The organism is Leisingera sp. F5, from assembly GCF_001593695.1.
This window is the reverse complement of record NZ_LUKH01000341.1, coordinates 1-2,797: the sequence shown is the minus strand read 5'-3', so window position 1 is coordinate 2,797 and position 2,797 is coordinate 1. Positions and strand designations below refer to the sequence as shown.

Sequence of the window (2,797 nt, the reverse complement as noted above, 5' to 3'; positions counted from 1 at the left end):
TCGCGAGGACGGAGTGACGATCACTGAGACCCTTCCACAATTGGAGCTGGAGTTTGCCATCCCGGTATTTGACACCGGCAAGGCGCGGATGCGCAAGGCGGAGCTGTCCTATATGCAAGCGGCCAATGCCTTGGCTGAACGGGCGGTGAATGTCCGTTCCGAGGCCCGCAGCGCGGAACTGGCCTACCACTCCTCTTACGAAATCGCCCGTCACTACCGTGACGTGCTGGTGCCGCTACGCAAGTCGATCGAGGAGGAAGGGCTGCTCAGCTACAACGGCATGATCACCAATACCTTCGAACTGCTGACCGACGTGCGCGAAAAGCTGGCGAGCTCGCTGGAGGCTGCCAATGCCAAACGCGACTTCTGGCTGGCGCAGGCGAATGTAGGCGCAGCGATCTACGGCGGCGGCGCTGGCTCGGCCCCGCAAGGCGGCGGCGGAGAGATTGCCGGTGGCGACGGCGCAGGCCATTGAAAGGAACAACTGACATGATGAACCGACGTCAACTGCTGGGAGCCGGTGCCGCAGGGGCTGCGCTGGTCTCCAGCCAGGCCTGGGGCCAGACCTCCAACATGGGCCTGCCCGATGCCGCCACAATGGACACCGCGGCGACCCAGCCGCCGCTGGCCCCCTCCACGGGGCCGGACTACAACCCTGTGGTCACCCTGAACGGCTGGACGCTGCCGTTCCGGATGAACAACGGGGTGAAGGAGTTCCACCTGGTGGCCGAACCGGTCGAGCGCGAGCTGGCCGACGGCATGATCGCCCATCTGTGGGGCTATAACGGCCAGTCCACCGGCCCCACCATCGAAGCGGTGGAGGGCGACCGGGTCCGCATCTTTGTCACCAACAAACTGCCGGAGCATACAACGGTGCATTGGCACGGGATGATCCTGCCCTCCGGCATGGACGGGGTTGCCGGTCTCAGCCACCCGGGCATCCCGCCAGGCAAGACCTTTGTCTACGAGTTCGACCTGATCAAGTCCGGCACTTTCATGTACCACCCGCATGGGGACGAGATGGTGCAGATGGCGATGGGCATGATGGGGATGTTCATCGTGCATCCCAGGGATCCGTCCTTCATGCCGGTGGACCGGGACTTCCTGATCATGCTCAATGCCTTCGACATCGACCCAGGCTCCTATGTGCCGCGGGTGATGGAGATGACGGACTTCAACCTGTGGTGCTGGAACAGCCGGATCTTCCCGGACATCGACCCGCTGGTGGTCAACCAGGGCGACCGGGTGCGGGTGAGGGTCGGCAACCTGACCATGACCAACCACCCGATCCACATGCACGGCTATGACTTCGAGGTCACCTGCACCGACGGCGGCTGGGTGCCGGAAACAGCCCGCTGGCCGGAGGTGTCGATCGACATCCCCGTCGGCGCCATGCGCGCTTATGAGTTCGACGCGGTGCATCCGGGCGACTGGGCGATCCATTGCCATAAGTCGCATCACACGATGAACGCGATGGGCCATGACGTGCCCACCTTCATCGGCACCGACAAGCGTAAGCTGACGGGCCAGATCCGCAAACTGCAGCCCGAATACATGCCGATGGGCACCGCAGGTATGGCCGACATGGCCGAGATGTCGATGCCGCTGCCCGACAACACCGTGCCGATGATGGCTGGCTGGGGCCCGTACGGGCCGCTGGAGATGGGCGGCATGTTCTCGGTCGTGAAGGTGCGCGAAGGCATCGATGCAAACGACTACAGCGACCCCGGGTGGTACGAGAACCCGCCCGGCACCCAGGCCTATGAGTGGACCGGCGAACTGCCGGACTTTGCCCGCGCCGAAGACGCGCAGACCCGCATTACCCCGAAACCAACCGCCAAAGGCTGAACGGCCCCAGGCACCCCCCCCAAACCTCACGAGGAGACAGACATGAACAAGATCCTTTCCGCAGCCCTGATTGGAGCTCTATCCGCTGCGCCGGCCTTTGCCGGCGGCACCCACGGCGGCGGCCATGGCGGCATGGAAGTGGGCAAGCCCGGCGATGCCGCCCATGCGGACCGGGAAGTCGCCGTCACTATGAAGGAAACCGATGACGGCGAAATGCTGTTTGAGCCGTCCAGCTTTTCCTTTGCCAAGGGCGAGACGGTCAAATTCGTGATCACCAACGCCGGAGAGCTGGAGCATGAGTTTGTGCTGGACACGGCAGAGCGCAATGTCCACCACAAGGAGCTGATGGCCAAGATGGAGATGGAGCATGACGACCCGAACTCGGTGCGTCTGGACCCGGGCGCCAGCGGCGAAGTGGTCTGGACCTTCTCCAACCCCGGCACCTTCGAGTTCGCTTGCCTGATCCCCGGCCACTACGAATCCGGCATGCACGGCCCGGTTGCCGTGCTCGAAGGCAGCGGCGGCACCTTCACCGCGGGAACGGTCAAGAAGGTCGATCCCAAGTCCGGCAAGGTCACCATCATCCATGAGGAGCTTGTGGATCTGGACATGCCGGCGATGACCATGGTGTTCCGGGTCGCCGATGACACGATGCTGGAGCAGCTGAAAGCCGGCGACGCGATTGAGTTCGTCGCCGAACGGGTCAAAGGCAAACTGACCCTGACCGCCCTGAAATAACCGGTGGCGGAGGCCGCCCGCCGGCCTCCGCCTTTTTCTAACCCCAGCGGTCCCAGCCAGCGCCCAGGAGCAGAAAAACACTTACTTTTCGGCGCCGCTGGTGAACATCAGACAACAGGCAATCATTCCCGCGATGCTGGATCTGCATACTCTCACACACGACGCCGCGGGCGCTTTCGGGTTCTGGTATGATGATACCGCACCCGGATGG

3 protein-coding genes are annotated in these 2,797 nt (G+C 63.4%); all 3 read left to right on the top strand.

The features are described from left to right. A partial coding sequence (locus A2I95_RS29960; protein WP_291735736.1) for a TolC family protein occupies positions 1-475 on the top strand: 475 nt, incomplete at its 5' end. Positions 476-489: 14 nt separating this feature from the next. After that, entirely contained in the window at positions 490-1,848 is a 1,359-nt protein-coding gene (locus tag A2I95_RS29955) for a copper oxidase (RefSeq protein ID WP_291735735.1), read from the top strand. 42 nt (positions 1,849-1,890) lie between these two features. Next, positions 1,891-2,586, top strand: a complete 696-nt coding sequence (locus A2I95_RS29950) for a copper-binding protein (RefSeq protein WP_134829160.1) — start codon at positions 1,891-1,893, stop codon at positions 2,584-2,586. Positions 2,587-2,797 lie beyond the last annotated feature (211 nt).